Genomic DNA, 15,033 nt, shown 5'->3' on the forward strand with positions numbered 1-15,033 from the left:
GCAGCAAATGGAATCACTTGTCCTGGCCTATCTCGGCGGTATCGTGGGCGCCGCGCTCATGGACATGACCGAAACCGTTGCGGCCGGCTTCGGCATCCGCAGTGGCGTGAACGCCGCCCTGCTGGGGCGCTGGGCCGGCGGTCTGCCACATGGGCGGCTGAGGCACGCCGACATCCTCAAGGCCCCGGCCCGGCCGGGTGAGGCCAGGCTGGGTTGGGCCTTCCATTTCCTGCTGGGCGGCGGCGGCGTGGCACTTGCGTATCCCGCCTTCTTCCAGCTCACGGGGGCGTTGCTGCCGGCCAATCACCTGCTGGCGGGCGTGCTCTTCGGCTTGACGACGTCCGTGCTGCCCTGGTTCGTGCTGCTGCCCTGTTTCGGCTGGGGCCTGTTCGGACGGCGCGGGCCACACGGCACGAACGCCTTGCTGGCCGCCACGCTGTCGCACATGCCCTATGGACTTGGCGTTGGCGCGGTGATCGCGGCGGGCGCGCTGCCGCTGGCGAGCTGAGCGCGCAGCGGCCGATTCAGCGCTCGCGCAGCTTGCGGTACAGCGTGCTGCGCCCGATGCCCAGCTGGCGCGCCGCCAGCGACAGATTGCCCGCCGCCGCCAGCACGGCGGCCTGGATGGCCTGCGCCTCGGCCTCGCGCAGGCTGTGCGACACCGCGCCGGGCGCTGCGGGGGCCTCGGTGGCCTCGGAACTCCGGTAGGGCGCCGAGGCCGGTGCCAGGTCTTGCCTGAAGGCCTCATGCGTGGCGGTGCGCTGTTGCGCCAGGCCGGCCTGCGGCAGGCAGAGCTTGAGCAGCATCTCGCCGCGCTGCGGCAGTTGCACGCGCAGGTATTCCTCGCCGGAGCGCCGGCCGGCCTCGGCCAGCGCACCCAGCCCGCAGCCCAGCAGCGAGCCGAGGCTCTCGCGCCGCAGTGCCGCGGGCGTGAAGGCCAGCAGCTCCATCGCGGGCCGGTTGGCGCCCAGGATGCGGCCGTCCTCGTCCAGCGCCAGCACCGCCTCACGCAGCGTGCCCAGGGCTTGCGGCTGGGCATGGAAGTGCAGGCGGATGCTATGGCGGAAGCGGTCGACAAACCATTGCGCCTCGATCATGCGCGCCGACATGCCGGCCAGGGCCAGCGTGTGCGGATGGTAGGAGCGGCGGTCGCCGGAGACGTCGATCACGCCCAGCAGGCCGCCGCGATGGTCGAAGATCGGCGCCGCCGAGCAGGTCAGGAACTGCATCGCCTTGAGGTAATGCTCCTGCCCATGCACCAGGGTCGGCGCCTCGGTCATCAGCGCCGTGCCCACCGCATTGGTGCCCTTGTCGGCCTCGGCCCAGAGCGCGCCGGGCGCCAGCGCGACCTGCTGGGCGCGGCCCAGAAAGCCCGGGTCGCCCAGGGCATGCAGGATGGTGCCGCTGGCGTCGGTCAGCAGCACCATGCTCTGCGCATGCATGAGCTGCTCGTAAAGCATGTCCATCACCGGCAGGGCCTGGGCGCACAGGCGCGCATTGCGCGCCTGCAGCTCGCGCAGTGGCTCGGGCGCCAGGCGGCTGAGGTCGGGGCTGCCCGTGCTCACCAGGCCGAAGGCGCGGCAGCGCTCGTGCGAACTGGCGATCGTCTGGGCGTGCAGGCCCGGGCTCAGGCCGGCCAGGCCCGGCCCACCCAGCAGATGCGGGGCAAGCTGGCCGGGGCCGGAGGATGGGGCATAGGGTGCAACCAAGAGGCCTCCCGCAAGAGCTGGATCGTCAGTGCATGAGCCGTTGACTATCCATCAGCGCGGCGGGCCTGGCAAGGCGGGACTGCCCGCCGCTGTCACCGATTTACGGTTGCTTGCCGGCCGTAGTGGGTGACGTGGGTGACGTGGGTGACGTGGTTGGCGTGCCATTGACGGTGATGACGCGGCGGCGGCCCGCCTCCATCTCGTCCAGGCGCTGGTTGAGCGCCTGGTTGGCCTGCTCCCAGTCGTCCTGGCTGCGGATGATGGTGGGCTTGATCAGCACCACCAGCTCGCGCTTGCGGCCGACGCTGGCGCGGTTGCCGAACAGGGCCGCGGTGAGGGCGTTCTCGCCGCTGCCGGGCAGGCCCGAACCGCGCCGCGAGGACTCCATCTGCATCAGCCCGCCGATCGCGACGATGGCGCCATCGGGGATGCGCACCATGGTGTCGGTCTCGTTGACGCTGCTGGAGGCGAGCGGCAGGCGGTAGTTGCCCACCGCACCCAGGTCCACCTGTTTGACCTTCTCGGTCACCGAGGTCACCGAGGGGTGGATGTGCAGGGTGATCATGTTGGCGTCGTCGATCTGCGGCGTCACGTCCAGCGCGATGCCCGAGAAGAACGGCGTCAGCGTCAGCGTCGGCATGCTGATGCCGGTGTTGTTGTTGCTGGTGTTGTTATTGTTGTTGCTGTTGCCGCCCGAGATGCCGGTGACGAAGTAGTCGTCGGCGCCGACCTTGAGCACCGCCTTCTGGTTGTTGAGCGTGGCCACGCGCGGGCTGGAGAGGATCTGCAGATCGCCGTAGTTCTCCAGAAAGCTCAGCAGGCCCTGGAAGCCGCCCTTGGCCAGCGCCAGGCCGAAGGCGCCGCCACCCGGCGAGGGCAGGGGAATCAGGTCGGGCCAGCCGGAGGCATTGGTGGTGGTGGAGAGCACCGGCAGGCCGCGGCTGTTGCTGACCAGTGGGTTGATGATGGTGTTGACGCCGCTGGGCAGCGAGGGGCTCACGCCGGTCTGGCCGATGGCGCCGTTCTTGCCGAGGTAGGACCAGTCGATGCCGCTCTGGAAGCCCTCGCGCAGCTCCACCTCCACCAGCTTGGCCTCCAGCATCACCTGGCGCTCCACCGCCAGCTTGGTGGCGCGCAGAAAGCTCTCCACATGGCGCAGCTCGTCCGGCATGGCGCGCACCGCGACCGTGCCGGCCTGCGGGCTGACGATGACGTTGCGGCCGGCCTCATTGCCCACCAGGGCACGCAGGCCCGTGCCCAGCTCGGCCCAGAAGTCGCTCTTGGTGCTGGTGGAGACCTGCGAGCTCTCGGGCGCGGCCACCGCCGTGCCGGGCGTGGCCGGGCTGCCGGAGCTGCCACCGGCGCCCGTGCCATTGCCGGGCGGAGTGGGCGCCGAGCCCGAGCTGACGCGCAGCTCGCTGCGGCCGACGCGCTGGCCGGGCAGGTAGTTGACGCTGAACACGCGCGTCTGCATGGTGGGCGGATAGACGGTGACGCGGCGGCCATCGATCTTGAAGTCGTAGCCGTAGACGTCTCGGATCGCCTCCAGCGCCTCGCGCAGGGTCACGCCCTTGAGCGTCACCGAGAGCTGACCGGCGACGCCCGGGTGCACCATCATGCTGTAGCGGGTGTCGGCCACCAGCGAGAGAAACACGTCGCGCACCTGGGCGCCGTTGACCACCAGGTCGAAGCGCGGCTCGGCCGGTAGCTCGGCGCGCGGCGCCGCCTCGGGCAGGGCTGGTGGCGTGGCTGCCGACGCGGCCGACGCGGCTGCCACCGGCTTGCGCGCCGCCTGCTGTTGCAGTTCGCTCTGCAGATCGCTGCTGGGCTGGCTCAAACGCAGGGGCTTGTCGGCGCAGCCGCCCAGCAGCAGGCTCAGCGCCGCGACCGCAGCGGCTGTAGCGGCTGCAGGCGGGCGGGCCAGAGGATGGACCAGTTGGCCTGAACGACTCATGATTTCTCCGATGCGTTTCTTTGCTTGCGCGCCTGGCTGGCCGCGGGTGCGGCGGCGGCGGCGGCGGGCGGGCTGCTGTTCGCCTTCTCCACGCCCTGATAGAGCGGCAGGCGGCGCTTCACGCCGCCCTCGCTGAGCGTCACCGACCGATCGTCGATGGCCAGGATGCGGGCCTCGCCCCAGCGGTCGCCCACGCCCAGGCGGCGGCCCTGAGTCAGCAGATAGGGGCGGCCGTCGACCACCATGATGTGCTGCGGCAGCAGCGCGGCCTCGGCCGCGGCGGCGGAGGCGGCGGGGCCGGCCGCGCGCAGGCTGGCGGGGGCCTGCAGCGGGTCGCGCAACTCGCCCTGGGCCAGGGCGGGCAGGGCGCAGCCCAACATGGCGAGGGTGGCGATGGCGTGGCGCATCATGGCTGCGGGCTCGCCAGCACGACTTGCAGCTGCAGCACCGCCTTGGCCGCGCCTTCGCCCTGCGCCACCAGGCGCAGCTCGCCCCAGCGCAGGCCGGGCAGTTCGGCTTGCAGTTCGTTCATGTACTTCATCAGATCCAGATAGTCGCCCTGCACGCGCAGTTCCACGGCCTGCAGGCGCCAGGCGCCCGGCGGCGCGGGCAGGCCGGGCGGGCGCTCGTCCAGGGTCTGCAAGCGCAGCAGGCGCAGCTGGGGATGGGTTTGCAGCAAGGTGCCCAGCACGTCGGCCAGCGCCGTGCCCGCATGGCCCGCCTTGCCGGCGCCCGCGGCTTGCAGGGCCTGGCGCAGCGCGAGCTGGCGCGCGCGCTCGGACTCCAGCTCGGCCCGCAGCCGGGCCTGCGGGCCGTTGGGGCCCTGCTGCTGGCCGGCCAGCAGGAATTGCTGGCGCAGCGTCTGCAGCTCGGTCTCGACCTTGCGCAGCCCACCGAGCTGCAGCCTCTGCTCCTGGCTCAACGGCGCCACCAGCAGGCTGTCCAGCAGGCCCAGCAGCAGCACCGCCAGGGTCAGGAACATGAACAGGCGTTCGCGCACCGAGAGCGCGTCGATGCGTGCCGACTGCTGGGCCCAGGCGTTTTGCAAACGGGCGCGCAAGCTCATGGCTGCCTCCCGCTGGCGGCCGAGGCGGCGGGGGAGGCGGAAGAGGCCGCCGGCATGGCGCTGACGACGCGGAAGGCCCACACCGCCTGGCCTGTGGCTTCGGCCGTGCCGACGGGGGCCGCCTCATCGCCGAAGCGCAAAGCACCGCTGCCGCCGCCGGCCTGGCGCTCGACGCGCACCGCCGCGAGCTGCTGGCCCTGCAGCAGCGGATGCGCGGCCAGGCGCGCCAGCCAGGGTTGCAGGCTGGCGGGTACCAGCGTGCGGCCCTCCAGTTGCAGGCGCTCGCCGTTCCAGCGCAGCTCCTGCAGCCAGACCGTGGCCGGCGTGGTCTGGGCCAGCAGGCGCAGCAGGTCCGCATGGCTGCGGCCGGCCTGGGGCAGGCCGCTCTGCCAATCGCTGAGGGCCTGTGCCTGCCTGGCGTTGTCTTCCTTCAACTGGGCCAGCTGCTGGCGCAGCGCGGTGCCGTCGCCGCCACCCGGCAGCGCCGCCATGGCCTGCTGCAGCGCCTGGCGCTCGTTGCGCGCCTGCAGATGGGCCTCGGCCAGCGCGGCGCTGGTCTGCTTGGACTGCCAGATCAGGGCGACGCTGATGAGCAGGCCGCCGCCCAGCAGCAGCAGCAGGCCCTGCAGCATGGCCACGGCCGAGAACAGCCGCCGCGGCGCCAGCAGGATGGGGGTGAGGAGATTGATTTGCTGTGCCATCTTGTCGGCTACTTCCGGCCCTAGAGCGCGCGTTCATCCTGGCGCAGCAGGGCACCCAGCAGGGGCAGGCAGGCCGCATAGGCCGCGGGCCCATGGGCGGCGGGCTCGAAACCGGGGAACAGCGCGGCCGGGTCGATCGCGCTGGTGCGCAGGCCCAGTTCGCGCTGCAGCAGGGCCGCCAGCTCCTGGCCATGCTCGGGCGCTGCGAGGTACAGCCTGGCCAGCGGCAGGTCGGGCCAGGAGCGCTCCCAGACATCGATGGAGCGCTGCAGCTCCAGCACCAGGGGCGAGGATTCGAGGTCGGCGTCCAGGCCGCTGCCACCACCACCGTAGGCCAGGTCGTCGCCGGGCATGTACTCATAGCCCAGCGGCGCGGGTGCGTCGGCCTTGGGCGCGCTGGTCTGGGTGGCGCGCTTGAGCAGGCGCGCATCCCAGTCGAGCCGGCGCGTGTAGAACAGCTCGCCATGCGCGCAGATGGTGAGCAGGCATTGCGTGCCTTGCAGCAGCAGCGCCGCGGTGGCGCGCTTGCTCAGCTCCTCGGCCGCGGCGGCGGCGCTCTGCAGATTGCGCAGCGCGGTCTCGGCGATGTCCACCACGTCCAGCGGCAGGCCGGCGGCCGCGCCGAGCTTGCTGATGCGCTCGATCGCGCGGTTGCTGCCCGCCACCACGAAGAGCTGCTTGTGCGCGCGCGGCTGGTCGTCGCCGACATGCATCACGTCAAGGGTGAGTTCGTCCAGCGGCACCTCCAGCAGGTCCTTGATCTGCCAGCGCGCGGCCGCCTTGAGCTCGTCCTGCGGCACATTGGGGGTGTCGATCTTGAGGATCTGGTAGGCATCGGCATCCAGCAGGGCCAGCACCTCGCCGCCGGCCAGGCCCAGCGCGGCGAGCTGGCGCTGCAGGGCCTCGTCGGCGGGCTCGCCCAGCTCGATCAGGCCCCAGCGCTCGGGCGCCAGCGGCGCGCTGCCGCCCTTGGGCGCCTGCAGATAGGCGAGCTGCTGACGGCCGAGCTGCAGCACCACGCGGCTGTTCGATCTGGCGCTCTGCCAGGGCCATCGCATCAGTAGTTCTCCCGCTGGTAGATCAGGTTGGGGCTGCTGCCATAGAGGCCGAAGCTGGCGCGCGCCGAGGGGTCCTTGTCGTAGCTGCCGCCGGCGGTACACCAACCGCCCTGCAGGAAGGCGAGGTTGGCGCTGCTGCCGGCCGCCGGGTTGGGGCTCCAGGGCGCCAGGCAGGCGGCATCGCTGCTGCCGAGCTTGATGCTGAGGTCATAGCTGCCCGCGCGCCCGCCGCCGGGCGCGGCCAGGATCAGGCGGGCACGGCCGCTGGCGAGTTGCACGGGGCTGTTGGTCAGGGATGCGTCGGCGGGGATCAAGCTCTTGCGGTAGTTGCCAAAGTTCAGCTGGGCGGCGCTGATGCCGGTGCAGCTGTCGGCGCTGTTGGTGGTGAAGGCGCTGCCGTTCCAGTATTCCGCCTGCATGGGCATGAGCAGATTGCGAAGCTGCGAGCCTATGGCATTTTGCAGGCGCAGGCGACCGAAACGCAGCGGCACTGTGGCAATCAGGCTGCGATCGTTTACCCCATCGGCGGGGCTGTCGGTATCGAGATCGAGGCCGGCCATGCCTACGCCGTCCTGGTCGACCGGCGCGATGCCCAGGCGCAGCGCATCGGCACCCTCGAAGGGGCCGTCGGGCCCGCCGCTGGCGCGCAGCGCCGCCACGGTGAGCTTGAGATTGCTGCTGACGCCCTGGCTCCAGCTGCCGCTGCTGAGCAGCGAGAGCCGCAGCGGCGCGCCGCTGCTGAGGAAGCGGGTGCTGCCGGCCACCCCCGTCAGCTGCCAGACCGCGCTGCTGCCGAGGTCCAGGCGCGCAAAGCTGCCCTCGTAGTTGAGCGTGGTGGCGCCCAGCGCATTGCGGGCCGTGAGGGTCAGGGCTTGCTCGAAGTTCTCGCCCAGGTAGTTGAAGGTGGAGGCCGGGGCGCAGGCGAGATTGCTGCGCAGCTTCAGCGCGCCGGCGCTGACCGCGAAGCCCGCGGGCGTGAAGCGCCCCACCACGGCGCTGGGCGCGCCGCTGGCATTGAAGACCAGGGCATCGAGGTTCACGCCGGGGCTGCCCAGGTAGTTGCTCACCAGCGCGGCGCTGGCGAGCTGGAAGCTGCCCACCTCGGTGTACTGCAGCGTGCCGACGGTCTTGCTGCCGCCGCTGAAGCCGCTCACCGTGCCGTTGTTGAGGCTGCCCAGCACGCCGCTGGCCGGGGTCTGCGAGCCGGCCAGCGGGCTCAGGTTGAGGGTGGTGTTGAAGGAGGACGCCAGGCCGCCGGCGCTCACCTGCGCCAGGCTGGCACCGGCATCCGGCACGCCATCGCCATTGGCATCGGCGCCGGCGCTCCAGCGGTAGGCGCCCGCCGTGGCGCTGAAATCGGCGCCGGCCTTGCCGAACACCGCGCCGCTGGCGCTGCTGTTGGCGGGGTTGGCGACCGCGCCCATGGCGATGCCCGAGATCACCAGGGCAAAGGGGCGCAGCGTCAGATCGCCGCTGCTGCCGCTGATGGTGCTGGCGGCGTAGCCGAGCGAGTCGTCGTCGAGATTGAGCGCGAACTTGCCGATGTCGCTGCTGCTCAGCACCAGGCTGGCGACGCCGGCGCTGAAGTTCAGGCCGATCAGGTTGTTGCCGGCCGGGCGGCTCGCCGGCACGGCGGCCAGGGCCGGCGCGACGATGCCCGGCGCCGTCCACGGGCCGCCGGTGTTGCCGGTATCGCTGCGCCAGAGCTTGAGGTTGCGCGTGCCGCTGTAGTCGCTTGCGATGGCGCAGCTGCCGGTGCCGGGGTCCTTCTTGATCAGGCTGACCTGCAGGTCGTGGTTGCGGCCGGCCACCGCCACATTGCTGCCGGCGATCTGGTTGCCGAGGTCCTCGGCCCAGACAAAGGCGTTGTCGCGGTACTGGATGGTGGCCGAGACGGTGCTGCTGGCGGGGACGGCGTTGTCGACCACGGTGACGCTGAGGTTCTGCGCCAGGCTGTGCGCCAGCCTGAGCCTGACCGCACCGCCATCCGCGGCCGCAAAGCTGTAGCTGGCCAGGCCGCTGTTGGCCGCGCCCGGGCTCAGCGTGCCGGCCGGGGCCGGGCCGCTGCCGGCGCTCCAGTTGCCGCGGCCGGTGGAGGTGCTGAGACTGACCGTGCCGGTGTAGCCGCTCAGCGTGTTGCCGTTGCCGTCCCGGGCGGTGATGGTGAGGGTCTGCGGCAGGCAGGTGGAGGCGCTGCCGGTGCCGCCGATGCCGAAGCCTGCCAGGGGCGGGGCGGCGTTGACGGTGATATTGACCGTCCGCGAGGTCTGGGTCTGATATTCCGTGAAGGTGATGGAGCGGCTGCCGGCGCTGGTGGCGATGTAGCGCAGGCTCAGCACGGCGACGCGGTTGCCGTTGTTGCCGGGAACATAGACCGAGTACCTGGCACCACCCGAGATATAGACGTTGTTGCAGTCCCAGTCGATGGAACTCGCGCAGCCCGCGTAGCTGAAGCCGGCCGGCGCGTTGTCGCCCACCTGCATCGCACCGCCCTGGCAATGGTCGTAGAAGATGGTCAGGTTCACCGTGACGGTGGCGCCTACGGTCACGTTGCTGGGGCTGGCCGTGACGGCGCCCAGGCTCATGCTGCAGGCGCTGGCGCCGGCGCTGCAAAGCCATTGCAGCGCCAGCAGCAGGCACAGGCGCAACAGGCGCAACGGGTGCAAAGGCCGGCGCATCATGGCCGCACCACCGTGCGGCTCAGCTGCCGCTCCGCATAGCTGGGCTGTGGCGTGCCACTGGCCGGGCAGGCGCCGGCCGCCGGGGCGTTGCAGGCGTTCGCCACCAGTTGGTAGAAGACCAGGCTGCTGGCGCCGTCGCTCGCGCTGCTGCGCTGGCAGCTCACCGTCACCACGAAGTCGCCCAGGCTGATATTGGTGTTGCCCGGGCAGGCGGGGGCCGGCGCCGGCGGTGCCGGCACGCGCAGCACCTGGAAGCTGGCCCATTCCAGGCCGGCAAAGGCGGCCTGGTAGGCGCGCGCGGCGTTCAGCTCGGCGGCCGAACCCAGATGCTGGCGCTGGCTGAAGCGCGCCATCGCCGCGCCCAGCGCGGCCAGCACTACCAGGATGAAGATCACCGACACCATGGTGAAGCCATGCTGCTGCTGCGCGCGCCGCGGCCGCCTTGCCTCAGGGCTGGTTGTCGACATGCAGGGCATGGTGCAGGGTAATGGTTTCGTCGCCGCTGGCGGCGGTGCTTTGCAGCGTGAGGCGCAGCGTCACCAGGGCGGCGCGCGTCGCCGCGGCGGCGGCGCTGTAGCTGAAGCTGCAGGCCTTCACGCCGCGCGCCAGCAGCGCGGCGCTGCCGCCCGCGGGCGGATCGGGCTGCGCCGCCACAAAGCCATAGCCGCTGTAGCGCGTCAGCGTGGCGGCGGCCAGGTCGCAGCGGTAGCTGACGGGCTGCTCCACCGCAAACACGCGGTAGGGCGGGGCCGCGAGCGCGACCGGCAGCCCGGCCGCATTCGACATCGTGATGCTGCTGGCGAGGCCGGCGCCATTGCTGGCGCTGCGGCGGTTGGCGCCGGCATAGGCGTCGGCATCCGGGTTGTCGGCGCCCAGGTTGTAGAACACCAGCTGCTGGCCGCTCGCGAGGGCAAGACCCGGCCCCACGAGATCGAAGGCGTTGTCGGCGACGCCGAAGTCCAGCCGGCCGGCGCCCTCGGTGGCGTAGCGCGCCGCGCCGCTGCTGGGGATCAGCTCCAGGCTGGCGCCGCCGGCGCTGCTGAGCGTGCGTACGCTGTTGGGCAGGGCCACGGCGATGTCGCGGCCGATGCGGCGCAGCGCCGTGTCGGCCTGGTCCAGCAGCTGCGCGCGCGCGCTGCTGGCCAGGTAGCTGCGCACCGGCGCGACGATGAAGACCGACACGATGCCGGCCACGATGCCGGTGAGCGTGATCACCAGCACCGCCTCGACCAGGGTGAAACCCTTTTGCAGCTCAGAGCGCGGCATTGGGCGCATGGCGGGTGCGGTAACCCTGCAGGCTGATGGTCTCGCCACCCGGGCCGCTGACGGTGACGGTGATCCGCAGCGCATCGCCGCTGCCGGCGTTGATGCTGCCCAGGTCGGCCGCCGCGACCGTGATGCTGGCGTTGTAGCGTTCCAGGCCGCTGACGGCGCTGTCGCTCAGGTCGCGGATGCCGCTCATGCTGAAGCCGTGATAGTCGTTCACATTGTCGAAGGGCTGGCCGGCGTAGCGGGTCTCGCCGGCCTCGGGGCCGAGGTTCTCGGGCTGGCTGCAGGCGGCGCTGTCGGCGGCCTGGTCGGCGTTGGCATCATCCGGGTCGCAGAAGGTGAAGGGCATCAGCTGCACCTCCTGCAGCAGCGACTCGGCAATCGCCAGCGCCTGGCGGCGGATCATCGGATCGGCGCTCCTGGCACCGGCCTGCACGAAGATCTGCAGCACGCCCGCCAGCGCGGCGCTCACCACCACCATGAAGACGATCAGCTCCACCAGGGTCAGGCCTTGCTGACCGGCGCGGCGCGAGGGGTGAAGGTGGCTGGGCATGCGTGGAAGGCTCCAGGCCGCATGCTAGCCGCTGCAGCCCCCAGGCAAGGGCTCAGGGAAGGCGGAAAACCAGCCCAGTTTCGTGTTCCAGCTGATAGGCCTGGCTGTAAGCGCCATGGGCCACCGTGATGGTCAGACTGGTGTTGCTGCCGCTGAGGCTGCGGCCGCTGTTGCCGGCGTTGAAGGTGAAGCTGCGCGTGCCGCCCTCGGCGATGCAGGGGCTGGTGCCGGCGGGGCAGTCCAGCGTGCCCAGGCTGGCACCGCCCACATAGGCGAAGGCGATGCCGTCGCCGCTGATGGTGGCGATGATGGGGCGGCGCTGCGTCAGGGCCTGGCGCTGCATGGCGGGCAGTTCGGCCAGCAGCTGGTCACCGAAGGCGCGCAAGCGCCAGTCGGTGGTGTCGATCAGCCGGGGCAGGGCGATCACGGCGAGCGCGCCGATCAGCACCATCACGATGATCAGCTCGATCAAGGTAAAACCCGCCACGGGCCGTCGCGGGCCGGTGGCGGGTGGGCGGCAGGCGCGCGCGCCAGGGCTCACAGAATGCCGATGGCGCTGAAGGTGGCGCTGTGGCCGTTGCCGTCGGTGATGGTGCAGGTGACCGTGGCGCCGGGCGCGATGGCGGCCGCGGTGATGGTGTAGGTGGAACCATTGCCGGTGGGCAGCACGCCGCCCTGCAGGGCGCTCGCGACGCTGGTGCAATTGTTGATCGCGACGCCATTGGCGGCGTTGACGGTGCGGGCCGAGAAGTTGATCGACGAGGCCGAGCTGAGCGCGCCCGCCACGCCGTTCAGCGCGGCCGCCTGGGCGTCGCCGCGCAGGTCGACGAACTTGGGCAGGGCCACGGCGGCCAGCACGCCCAGGATGACGATGACCATCACCAGTTCGATGAGGGTGAAACCAGCTTGCGTCGTTTGCTTCATGGAACGGAACCTCTGTTGATGCCTTGAATCGGCCCGGCCGGGCAGGGCCCATGGACCCAGCTTAGCCGGGCATACCCTCGGCTCATCGTCCAAATGCGGCCACACTTGAGCGCGATTTGGGCGCCGGCGTGAAATCAGCCACGCCCCATGGCCGCCTGGCCCAGATTCCACAGCGGCAGGAACACGCCCAGCGCCAGCATCAGCACCATGGCGCCGATCAGCAGCAGCAAAATCGGTTCGATCGCGGCCGACAGGCCCTTGATGGCGTAATCGGTTTCGCGCTCGTACATGCCGGCGATCTCGACCATCAGGTTGTCGAGCTCGCCGGTCTCCTCGCCCACCGCAATCATCTGCAGCACGATGGGGGTGAATACGCCCGCCGCGGTGGCGCAGCGCGAGATGCTTTCGCCGCGCTCCACGCCATCGCGCATCTGGTCAATGCGCGCGCCGATGAAGGCGTTGTCCACCGTCTGCGCCACCACCGTCATGGCCTGGCTGATCGGCACGCCGCTGCGCGAGGCGAGCGCGAAGCTGCGCGCGAAACGCGACAGCGTGGCCTTCAGGATGATGGGGCCGGCGATCGGCAGGCGCAGCTTGAGGCGGTCCCAGCGGTAGCGGCCGGCCGCGGTGGCGAGCCAGCTGCGCGTGGCCAGCACCGCCGCCGCCGCCGCGGCCAGCAGGCCCGGCCACCATTTCAGCATCCAGGCCGAGAAGCCCAGCAGCAACCGCGTCATCAGCGGCAGCTCGGTCTTGAAGCCCGCGAACACCGCCGCAAAGGTGGGCAGCACGAAGATATTGATCACCACCAGGGCGATGGCCATCGCCACCACCACCATGGTGGGGTAGCGCAGCGCCTGCTTGATGCGGGCGCGCGTGTCGATCTCGAACTCGAGGTGCTGGCCCAGGCGCTCGAACACCTCGGTGAGGCGGCCGGTCATCTCGCCCACGCGCACCATCGCCACGTAGAAGGGCGTGAACACCTGCGGGTGGCGGGCCATCGCGGTGGAGAGTTCGCGCCCCTGGTCGAGGCTGGAACGCAGATCCTGCAGCAGGCCGATCATGGCCGGCTGCGCGGTGGAGGCCTCCAGGCCGGCGAGCGCGCGCAGGATGGGCACGCCGGCCTTCTGCAGGGTGTAGAGCTGGCGCGTCATCACCAGCAGGTCCACCATGCCGACCGGGCGCGCGCGCATTGCCGCCCACCAGTCCTGCCGGGGCGCGGAGAGGCTGCTGCCGGCCGGCTTGATGTCGATCGGGATCACGCCGCCGGCGCTGAGCTGCGCGGCCACCGCGTCCATGCCCTCGGCATCGATGACGCCGCTGAGCTGCTCGCCGCGGTTGTTGCGGCCGCGCCAGGCGTAGGACCTCACCGGGCTCAGTCTCCGGCGTCGGTGGCGATGCGCATGGCCTCGGCCACCGTGGTCTTGCCCTGGCGCACCAGCGCCAGCGCGCCATCGGCCAGGGTCTTGCCGCGCAGGCGCTCGCGCGAGGCGCGCATGAAGGCCTGGCTGTCGCTGTGAGTGATGGCCAGGGCCATCTCGGTGTCGATCTCCAGCATCTCGTAGATGCCGCGCCGGCCGTGGTAGCCGGTGCCGTTGCAGACCGAGCAACCGCGTCCGCGCTGGCTCTGCAGCGGCTTGCCGTCTTCCGCATTGGCGGCCAGCCAGGCGGCCTCCTGCGGCGAGGGCTCGTGCGGCTCGGCGCAGTTCTCGCAGATCGCGCGCAGCAGGCGCTGGGCGATCACGGCCTGCAGACTGGTGGCCACCATGAAGGGCGGCGCGCCCATGTCCAGGAGGCGGAAGGGGGTGCTGGCGGCGTCCTTGGTGTGCAGGGTGGAGAGCACCATATGGCCGGTGATGGCGGCGCGCAGGCCGATCTCGGCGGTCTCGGCATCGCGCATTTCGCCCACCAGGATCACGTCGGGGTCCTGGCGCAGGGTGGCGCGCAGCACGCGCGAGAAGCTGAGCTCGATCTTCTCGTTCACCTGCACCTGGGTCAGGCCCGGCAGGCGGTATTCGACCGGGTCTTCGACGGTGATGATCTTGTGCTGCTCGGCGTTGATCTCGGCCAGCGCGGCGTACAAGGTGGTGGTCTTGCCCGAACCGGTGGGGCCGGTCACCAGCACCATGCCCGAGATGCGGCCCAGCAGCTCGCGAAAGCGCGCCAGCATCTCCTCGGGCATGTGGATCTGGTCCAGGCGCCGGATCGCCGTGCCCTGGCCCAGCAGGCGCATCACCACCGATTCGCCATACTGGCCGGGCAGGGTGGAGAGGCGCACGTCGATGGTGCGCTCGCGCAGGCGCAGCGAGAAGCGGCCGTCCTGCGGCAGGCGCTTCTCGGAGATGTCCAGACCGGCCATCAGCTTAAGGCGCTGGGCGATCGCCGCGGCGATGCGCTTGTCGGCCTGGGTCTGGGTCTGCAGCACGCCATCGATGCGGTTGCGTATCAGCAGCTCGGTTTCCTGCGGCTCCACATGCACGTCCGAGGCACCCGCGGCGGCGGCGTCCTCGAACACCGATTGCAAGAGGCGCACCACCGGCGCACCCTCCTGGCCCACGCTGGCCTGCAGGGCGCCGAAGTCGACGGCGTCGCCGATGTCCTTCTCCAGCGCCTTGGCCAGGCCGGAGATCTCCTCGCTGCGCCGGTAATGGCGGTCAAAGGCGGCGGGCAGCTGGCTCTCGGCCACCACCGCCATGCTGATGCGGCGCTTCAGCAGCCGGCTCAGCTCGTCGAAGGCGAACAGGTCCAGCGGGTCGGCCATCGCCACCAGCAGGTAGTCGCCCTTGTCCTCCAGCACCAGGGCCTTGAAGCGGCGCGCCGGCGTCTCCGGCAGCAGGCGCACCAGCTCGCTGCGGGTGGGGAAGCTCTTCAGGTTGACGAAGGGCACGCGCAGCTGGCGCGCCAGCACATGGGCGAGCGCCTCTTCGGTGATGAGGCCGGCATCGATCAGCAGCCGCCCCAGCTTCTTGCCGGTGGCGCGCTGCAGCTCCAGGCTCTGCTGCAGCTGCGCTTCGCTGATCAGCTGCTGCTGCACCAGCACATCGCCCAGGCGCAGCTTCTGCGGCCGGCCGGTGGTGTCCGGAGTTGCTGGAGTTGCGGGATTGGCGGCGGTGTCCATGCC

15 protein-coding genes are annotated in these 15,033 nt (G+C 71.0%); 1 reads left to right on the forward strand and 14 read right to left on the reverse strand.

The genetic code is table 11. From position 1 onward, the window contains the following. Positions 1-7: 7 nt before the first annotated feature. A complete protein-coding gene (locus tag AC3WQY_RS10575) occupies positions 8-508 on the forward strand; it encodes a DUF2938 family protein (RefSeq protein ID WP_492708128.1) in 501 nt (166 codons plus the stop codon). A 16-nt stretch (positions 509-524) separates the two neighbouring features. On the opposite strand, the gene AC3WQY_RS10580 is transcribed toward AC3WQY_RS10575, so the two are convergent. From AC3WQY_RS10580 to AC3WQY_RS10645, 14 genes are all read right to left on the reverse strand, one after another. Next, positions 525-1,709 carry a sigma-54-dependent Fis family transcriptional regulator gene (locus tag AC3WQY_RS10580; protein ID WP_492708130.1) on the reverse strand — a complete coding sequence of 395 codons (1,185 nt, stop codon included), beginning with the start codon at positions 1,707-1,709 and terminating at the stop codon, positions 525-527. Between the two features lie 100 nt (positions 1,710-1,809). Further along, positions 1,810-3,663, reverse strand: a complete 1,854-nt coding sequence (locus AC3WQY_RS10585) for a secretin GspD/PilQ domain-containing protein (RefSeq protein WP_492708132.1) — start codon at positions 3,661-3,663, stop codon at positions 1,810-1,812. Continuing rightward, positions 3,660-4,073, reverse strand: coding sequence for a hypothetical protein (locus AC3WQY_RS10590; RefSeq protein ID WP_492708134.1), 414 nt, complete (start codon positions 4,071-4,073; stop codon positions 3,660-3,662). The genes AC3WQY_RS10585 and AC3WQY_RS10590 overlap by 4 nt, the downstream gene beginning before the upstream one ends. Continuing rightward, entirely contained in the window at positions 4,070-4,729 is a 660-nt protein-coding gene (locus AC3WQY_RS10595) for a hypothetical protein (RefSeq protein WP_492708136.1), read from the reverse strand. The genes AC3WQY_RS10590 and AC3WQY_RS10595 overlap by 4 nt, the downstream gene beginning before the upstream one ends. Then, positions 4,726-5,430 (reverse strand): PilN domain-containing protein, encoded by a 705-nt coding sequence (locus AC3WQY_RS10600; RefSeq protein WP_492708138.1) that lies wholly within the window; start codon positions 5,428-5,430, stop codon positions 4,726-4,728. Before AC3WQY_RS10600 ends, AC3WQY_RS10595 begins: the two co-directional genes overlap by 4 nt. Before the next feature lie 20 nt (positions 5,431-5,450). Further along, positions 5,451-6,488 carry a hypothetical protein gene (locus AC3WQY_RS10605; protein WP_492708140.1) on the reverse strand — a complete coding sequence of 346 codons (1,038 nt, stop codon included), beginning with the start codon at positions 6,486-6,488 and terminating at the stop codon, positions 5,451-5,453. Continuing rightward, the gene (locus tag AC3WQY_RS10610) at positions 6,488-9,169 is read right to left on the reverse strand and encodes a hypothetical protein (protein ID WP_492708142.1); all 2,682 of its coding nucleotides are present in this window, start codon (positions 9,167-9,169) and stop codon (positions 6,488-6,490) included. The genes AC3WQY_RS10605 and AC3WQY_RS10610 overlap by 1 nt, the downstream gene beginning before the upstream one ends. Next, positions 9,166-9,636, reverse strand: a complete 471-nt coding sequence (locus AC3WQY_RS10615; protein WP_285232064.1) for a pilus assembly FimT family protein — start codon at positions 9,634-9,636, stop codon at positions 9,166-9,168. The genes AC3WQY_RS10610 and AC3WQY_RS10615 overlap by 4 nt, the downstream gene beginning before the upstream one ends. After that, positions 9,617-10,435 (reverse strand): PulJ/GspJ family protein, encoded by an 819-nt coding sequence (locus AC3WQY_RS10620; protein WP_492708144.1) that lies wholly within the window; start codon positions 10,433-10,435, stop codon positions 9,617-9,619. The genes AC3WQY_RS10615 and AC3WQY_RS10620 overlap by 20 nt, the downstream gene beginning before the upstream one ends. Then, positions 10,422-10,991 (reverse strand): prepilin-type N-terminal cleavage/methylation domain-containing protein, encoded by a 570-nt coding sequence (locus AC3WQY_RS10625; protein ID WP_492708146.1) that lies wholly within the window; start codon positions 10,989-10,991, stop codon positions 10,422-10,424. Before AC3WQY_RS10625 ends, AC3WQY_RS10620 begins: the two co-directional genes overlap by 14 nt. Positions 10,992-11,043: 52 nt before the next feature. Then, a complete protein-coding gene (locus tag AC3WQY_RS10630) occupies positions 11,044-11,532 on the reverse strand; it encodes a prepilin-type N-terminal cleavage/methylation domain-containing protein (RefSeq protein ID WP_492708148.1) in 489 nt (162 codons plus the stop codon). Beyond that, entirely contained in the window at positions 11,529-11,915 is a 387-nt protein-coding gene (locus AC3WQY_RS10635; protein ID WP_492708150.1) for a pilin, read from the reverse strand. Before AC3WQY_RS10635 ends, AC3WQY_RS10630 begins: the two co-directional genes overlap by 4 nt. A gap of 134 nt (positions 11,916-12,049) precedes the next feature. Continuing rightward, positions 12,050-13,282 carry a type II secretion system F family protein gene (locus AC3WQY_RS10640; RefSeq protein WP_492708152.1) on the reverse strand — a complete coding sequence of 411 codons (1,233 nt, stop codon included), beginning with the start codon at positions 13,280-13,282 and terminating at the stop codon, positions 12,050-12,052. A gap of 5 nt (positions 13,283-13,287) precedes the next feature. Beyond that, complete coding sequence (locus tag AC3WQY_RS10645) at positions 13,288-15,030, reverse strand: GspE/PulE family protein (protein ID WP_492708154.1); 1,743 nt, start codon at positions 15,028-15,030, stop codon at positions 13,288-13,290. Positions 15,031-15,033 lie beyond the last annotated feature (3 nt).

The organism is Roseateles sp. FW301-B2 (genome assembly GCF_058788955.1).

Excerpts from the sequence above, each read along its gene's own strand:
- AC3WQY_RS10575 (WP_492708128.1), top strand. The coding sequence starts at position 8 with ATGGAATCACTTGTCCTGGCCTATCTCGGCGGTATCGTGGGCGCCGCG.
- AC3WQY_RS10585 (WP_492708132.1), bottom strand. The coding sequence starts at position 3,663 with ATGAGTCGTTCAGGCCAACTGGTCCATCCTCTGGCCCGCCCGCCTGCA.
- AC3WQY_RS10590 (WP_492708134.1), bottom strand. The coding sequence starts at position 4,073 with ATGATGCGCCACGCCATCGCCACCCTCGCCATGTTGGGCTGCGCCCTG.
- AC3WQY_RS10595 (WP_492708136.1), bottom strand. The coding sequence starts at position 4,729 with ATGAGCTTGCGCGCCCGTTTGCAAAACGCCTGGGCCCAGCAGTCGGCA.
- AC3WQY_RS10600 (WP_492708138.1), bottom strand. The coding sequence starts at position 5,430 with ATGGCACAGCAAATCAATCTCCTCACCCCCATCCTGCTGGCGCCGCGG.
- AC3WQY_RS10605 (WP_492708140.1), bottom strand. The coding sequence starts at position 6,488 with ATGCGATGGCCCTGGCAGAGCGCCAGATCGAACAGCCGCGTGGTGCTG.
- AC3WQY_RS10610 (WP_492708142.1), bottom strand. The coding sequence starts at position 9,169 with ATGATGCGCCGGCCTTTGCACCCGTTGCGCCTGTTGCGCCTGTGCCTG.
- AC3WQY_RS10615 (WP_285232064.1), bottom strand. The coding sequence starts at position 9,636 with ATGTCGACAACCAGCCCTGAGGCAAGGCGGCCGCGGCGCGCGCAGCAG.
- AC3WQY_RS10620 (WP_492708144.1), bottom strand. The coding sequence starts at position 10,435 with ATGCCGCGCTCTGAGCTGCAAAAGGGTTTCACCCTGGTCGAGGCGGTG.
- AC3WQY_RS10625 (WP_492708146.1), bottom strand. The coding sequence starts at position 10,991 with ATGCCCAGCCACCTTCACCCCTCGCGCCGCGCCGGTCAGCAAGGCCTG.
- AC3WQY_RS10635 (WP_492708150.1), bottom strand. The coding sequence starts at position 11,915 with ATGAAGCAAACGACGCAAGCTGGTTTCACCCTCATCGAACTGGTGATG.
- AC3WQY_RS10645 (WP_492708154.1), bottom strand. The coding sequence starts at position 15,030 with ATGGACACCGCCGCCAATCCCGCAACTCCAGCAACTCCGGACACCACC.